This is a genomic window from Micromonospora sp. M51 (genome assembly GCF_018070305.1).
Taxonomy (GTDB): Bacteria; Actinomycetota; Actinomycetes; order Mycobacteriales; family Micromonosporaceae; genus Micromonospora; species Micromonospora parva.
Window position 1 is genome coordinate 1 of sequence record NZ_JAGPXZ010000428.1, and the last position, 5,286, is coordinate 5,286.

Below are 5,286 nucleotides of genomic sequence, written 5' to 3' on the forward strand. Positions count from 1 at the left end.
CGCCCGACTGTTCGGTGCCGCGCAGGCGACCCGGGCGAGCATGCGGGCCACCCCGGGGATCTTCGGCGGTTACTGGGCGCAACAGCAGGGGGAGTTGCGCGCGGTGCTGGGCGACGCGGCCTTCGACGACGCGTACGGCGAGGGTGCCGAACTGGGGTTGGACGAGGCCGCCGCGCTCGCACTGGACGTGGAACACCCGGACCTCGCGGCGGATTCGACCCGCTTCAGTACGGGCCTGTCCCAGCCGACCCCACGCCGTCCCGCCGACCCCGACCGCCACCCGGCCACCCGCACCGAAGGCGCCTAACCCCCACCCTGGCCCACCCCCTGCCCGTGTTGATCAAGAGGTTTGCGTCAGAAAACGCGCCTCCGGTGACCGAAACCTCTTGATCAACACAGTTCAGGGGGTGGGGTTCAGCGGTTACTGGCGGGCTTTGGCTTCGGCGTCGGCCTTCATTCGGGCGGCGCGGTCGATGTCGGCCTGCTGGACGGCTGCCACCGAACCGAAGATGCTGACCGCCTGGTAGTAGGTCCAGGCCAGGCTGTAGCAGGCCGGCCGGACGACCGAGTTGTACGTGGCGCAGACCCGCTTCAGGTCCTCGTAGAAGGCGCTGTCGAGGCGGGACTTGTTGGCGGGGAACTGGCCGACCGCCTTGTAGTTGCGGTAGCCGAAGTCGTGCCGGTAGCAGCCCAGGTTGAAGGTGAACCCGAGCGGGTTGTCGGGGCTGGACGAGCAGTAGTCGGTGGACCAGTTGAAGTTGTACTCGGCCCAGGGGGCCCGGTTGACCCGGGCGCTGTTCCACGAGTTGTAGCTGGACGCGCTGGTCTGGGTCCAGCTCGACAGCACGGAGAGCTTCTGGGCGGGGGTGACGGCGGCGGCGGGGGAGGCGATGGTGAGGGTGGCGAGCAGCGCTAACGCGCCCGAGGCGAGCAGGGTGGCGAGACGTCGGGGCACGGGTTACCTCCGCGGGGGGTGAGCGGTGGGACCGAAGTTACCGGCGGGTTACCGGATGTCGATGAGTGTCGATCAGCTGATCAACTACGCGGTATGTGCCTCGCCAACTATTGGTGACATGCGTTGAAACAGACGAATGCCCCGGACGCGCGTGGCGTCCGGGGCACTCAGGAACTGAGTCAGCGCAGCACGAAGGCCGGCGGGCTCGCGGGGCTCTCGTTGGCGGACCGGTCCAGGGCGGTCAGCTGGTAGGTGTAGCGCCGGCCGGGCTCGGCCGAGGTGTCCACCCAGGACTGGTTGGCACCGGCCGTGGCGCGGACGGTGCCGACCAGGTTCGCCGCGTCGGCAGTGGCGCACCGGACGGGCAGCGTGGTGCCGTCGAACCGGTAGATCGCGTACGAGGTGGCGGTGCCGAGCGGGCCGACGCCGTCGGCGGGCTGCCGCCAGGTGAGCCGGACCCCGTCGGCCTGCCGGGTCGTCTTGGTGACCACCGGGAAGAGCAGCGGGCGGGCCGGCAGGTGGGGCATGGCCGGCACCAGCGCCGGGCGGGAGTAGTGCTCAGCCGCGTAGATGTCGGTGGCGCCGAGCCGGTTGGCCCGTACCTGCACGGCGGAGAAGTGCACGTTGCCCTGCACCTCCGGGTACGACCGGTTGAGCGTCAGGTGGTCGGACAGTTCGCGTGGGTTCTGCCAGAACGACCCGTACGCCGGGTCGCCGCTCTTGTAGTCGGCCTGGCCGATGTAGAGCTGCACCCGGGTGCCACGCACCGTCTCGGCCCACCACGGCACCAGGCGCGCGTAGTCCGCCGCCGGGTACTGGCCGATGTACCAGTAGAGCTGCGGCACCACGTAGTCGATCCACTCCTGCTTGATCCACTTACGGGTGTCGGCGGAGATGATGTCGTACGACTGGCTGCCGGTGGTGTCCGAGCCGAGCGGGTCGGCGGCCTTGTTGCGCCAGATGCCGAACGGGCTGACCCCGAACTTCACCCACGGCTTCGCCGCCTTGATCTTGCCGTTCATCTCCTGGATCAACAGGTTGATGTTGTCCCGCCGCCAGTCGGCCCGGTCGGTGAAGCCCCGGTTGTGGGCCGCGAAGGTCGCGTCGTCCGGCACCTGGTAGGTGCCGCTCGGGTAGGGGTAGAAGTAGTCGTCGAAGTGGACGCCGTCGATGTCGTACCGCTTGACCGCGTCCATCATGGCGGTCTGGACGAACTCGCGGACCTCGGGGATTCCCGGGTTGTAGTAGAGCCGGCTGCCGGCCACTCCGGCCGGTGGGTAGGCGAACGTCCACTCGGGGTGCTGCTGGGCCGGGTGGCCGGGGGCGAGTTGGGCCAGGTCGGCGCCGGCGCCGCCGGGGGCCGGCATGGAGACGCGGTACGGGTTGAACCAGGCGTGGAACTCCAGGTTCCGTTTGTGCGACTCGTCGACCAGGAAGGCCAGCGGGTCCCAGCCGGGGTCCTGGCCGCGTACCCCGGTCAGGTATTCCGACCACGGCTCGTACGGCGAGGGCCAGAGCGCGTCGGCGGTGGGCCGGACCTGCACCACGACGGCGTTGTGGTTCAGGCGCCCGGCCAGGTCGAGCAGTTCGCGGTACTCGGCCTGCTGGGCGGCGATCCGGTCCGGCGCGGTCTGGGACGCCTTGCTGGGCCAGTCGATGTTGACCACCGACGAGATCCACATGGCCCGGAACTGTCGCTTGGGGGTGGCCGGGTCGGTGGCGCAGGCAGCGGTGGTGGTGGTGTCGGCCGCGCTGGGCGCGGCGCTCGCGGGGGTGACGCTGACAAATGTGCCGAGCAGGGCTGCGACCAGCCCGGCGGCTCCGAGTTGGGTGGCTTTCATGCGGTGTGTCCCTTCGGTGGGGCTCCCGGATGTTTCGCGCGGCGCGCGGCAACATTCGCCGTCGGTGTCCGCGTTCCTGGTAGGAAATTTTCACAGTCTGGCCATCGCCGCAAGAGTTCGGGGTTGACCAATCGCGCCGCTGGGTAGCAACGGCGGTCACCGGCCGCCACGGAGGTGGTCGCACGGTGGGAGGGGTGACCGGGTGTCCGTGCTGCGCACAAAACCAATCAAGGACGTGATAGCCCAGGGTGAGGCGGACGGCAGCGACGGCCAACTGGGGCTGAAGCGACGGCTCGGTGCGATCGACCTCACCGGCTTCGGCATCGGCATCGTGATCGGCACCGGCATCTTCACGCTCACCGGGATCGAAGCCCGGGACAGCGCCGGGCCGGGCGTGGTGATCTCCTTCGCCATCGCCGGCGTGGTGGCCCTGCTCGCCGCCCTCTGCTACGCCGAACTGGCCTCCAGCGTGCCGACCGCCGGCAGCGCCTACACCTACGCGTACGCCACGATGGGCGAGATCGTCGCCTGGATCATCGGCTGGGACCTGCTGCTGGAGTTCGCGCTCGGCGCCGCGGTGGTGGCCCGGGGCTGGTCCGGTTACCTCGCCGAACTGCTCGACCTGCCGACCCGGTGGTTCGGCGAGGAGGGCAGCACCGTCAACGTTGGCGCCATCGCCATCGTGCTGATCCTCGGCATCGTGGCGATCGTCGGCATCCGCGAATCCGCCCGGATCACCAACCTGCTGGTGCTGGTCAAGGTGGCCATCTGTGTCTTCGTGGTGGTCGCCGGGCTGTTCTTCGTCAAGGCCGCCAACCTCACCCCGTTCATCCCGTCGGCCGAGCCCGCCGGAAGCGGCGACGACGGCATCAAGCAACCGGTCACCCAGGCGCTGTTCGGGCTGGAGCCGTCGGTCTTCGGTTTCGTCGGGGTGCTCAGCGCCGCCGCCGTGGTCTTCTTCGCGTACACCGGGTTCGAGGCAGTGGCCAACCTCGGCGAGGAGACGCGCAAGCCCAAGCGGGACCTCACCCTGGGTCTGCTCGGCACGCTGCTGATCTCCACGGTGCTCTACATCGGCGTGTCGCTCGTGGTGGTCGGGATGGTGCCGTACACCGAGATCGACCGGGGCGCCCCGATCGCGTCCGCCTTCGAGTCGGTCGGCGCGGGCTGGGCGGCAGTACTGGTCTCCATCGCCGCCGTCGCGGGCCTGACCAGCGTCATCCTGGTCGACCTGGTAGCCATGGGCCGGATCGGTTTCGCCATCGCCCGGGACGGGCTGATCCCACCCTCGATCGCGAAGGTGCACCCGCGTTGGGGGACCCCGTACCGGATCTCGGCGATCATGACGGTGGCGGTCGCGCTGCTGGCCGGCTTCCTGCCGCTGTCCGCGCTGGCCGACCTGGTCAGCATCGGCGCGCTCTGCGCCTTCGTGCTGGTGTCGGTGGCGGTGCCGATCCTGCGCCGCAGGCGGCCGGACCTGGAGCGGCCGTTCCGGGTGCCGTTCTCGCCGGTGCTGCCGATCGTCTCGGCGCTGGCCTGCTTCTACCTGATGCTCAACCTGTCGGTGGAGACCTGGCTGCGGTTCCTGGCCTGGATGCTGCTCGGCGCGTTGATCTACTTCGGTTACGGCTACCGCCGCAACCGGTTGGCCCGACACGAGCCCGCAGTCGCCCCGGGTCCCCGTGAGCCGACCGCCGACAGCTGATCCGACGGAACGAGGAAGGGCCCCTTGCCGCTGCGAGGGGCCCTTTCCCTGTCGCTGGTACCCCTGGCGGCGGTGGCGCTGACGGTATGGTGCGCCCGTCACCTCGGGGAGGTTGCGGCGTGCGACACAGACTCAAGGACGTGGCCGAGCGAGCCGGCGTCTCCGTGAAGACCGTCTCCAACGTGGTGAACGGCCACGTCCATGTCCGACCGGACACCCGGGCACGGGTCGAGGAGGCGATCAGCGAACTCAACTACCGGCCCAACCTCTCCGCCCGGCACCTCCGCAAGGGGCGTACCGGCGTGATCGCGCTGGCTGTTCCGGAACTGGACATCCCGTACTTCGCCGAGCTGGCCCGCTACGTGGTCAGCGCCGCCGCCGGGCACGGCTGGACGGTGCTGATCGACCAGACCGGCGGTCGGCGGGAGCAGGAAAGGGTGCTCGCCTCAGGCATCACCGGCCACCTGATCGACGGGCTCATCATCAGCCCGCTGGGGCTCACCGCGGCGGACCTGGCCGGCCTGGACGGCACCCCGATGGTGCTGCTCGGCGAGCGGATCGCAGACGGCCCGGCGGATCGTGTGGTGATCGACAACGTGGCGGCGGCCCGGGAGGTCACCGACCACCTGATCCGGTTGGGGCGTCGCCGGATCGCCGCCGTCGGCGCGCAGCGCACCGACGAGGGCGCCAGCGCCCGGCTGCGCCGGGCCGGTTACCGGGACGCGCTGCGCGCCGCCGGGCTCGACGACGACCAGGCCCTGGTGGCGTCCGCGCCGGCCTGGCAC

Annotated in this window: 4 protein-coding genes and 1 pseudogene; 3 read left to right on the forward strand and 2 right to left on the reverse strand. The window is 70.1% G+C overall.

Translation table 11 applies throughout. The features are described from left to right. Positions 1-307 (forward strand): annotated as a pseudogene (locus KBX53_RS21230) (adenylate/guanylate cyclase domain-containing protein); the annotation flags it as partial. 114 nt (positions 308-421) lie between these two features. Here KBX53_RS21230 and KBX53_RS21235 read toward each other — a convergent pair. Continuing rightward, on the reverse strand, positions 422-955 hold the full coding sequence (locus tag KBX53_RS21235; RefSeq protein WP_210861211.1) for a phospholipase: 534 nt from the start codon (positions 953-955) through the stop codon (positions 422-424). 179 nt (positions 956-1,134) lie between these two features. Beyond that, positions 1,135-2,796, reverse strand: a complete 1,662-nt coding sequence (locus KBX53_RS21240; RefSeq protein WP_210861213.1) for a glycoside hydrolase family 10 protein — start codon at positions 2,794-2,796, stop codon at positions 1,135-1,137. A 202-nt stretch (positions 2,797-2,998) separates the two neighbouring features. On the opposite strand from KBX53_RS21240, the gene KBX53_RS21245 reads away from it, so the two are divergent. Both KBX53_RS21245 and KBX53_RS21250 read left to right on the forward strand, forming a co-directional pair. After that, a complete protein-coding gene (locus tag KBX53_RS21245; protein ID WP_210861215.1) occupies positions 2,999-4,501 on the forward strand; it encodes an amino acid permease in 1,503 nt (500 codons plus the stop codon). Between the two features lie 119 nt (positions 4,502-4,620). Continuing rightward, on the forward strand, positions 4,621-5,286 hold a 666-nt coding region (locus KBX53_RS21250; protein ID WP_210861217.1), incomplete at its 3' end, for a LacI family DNA-binding transcriptional regulator.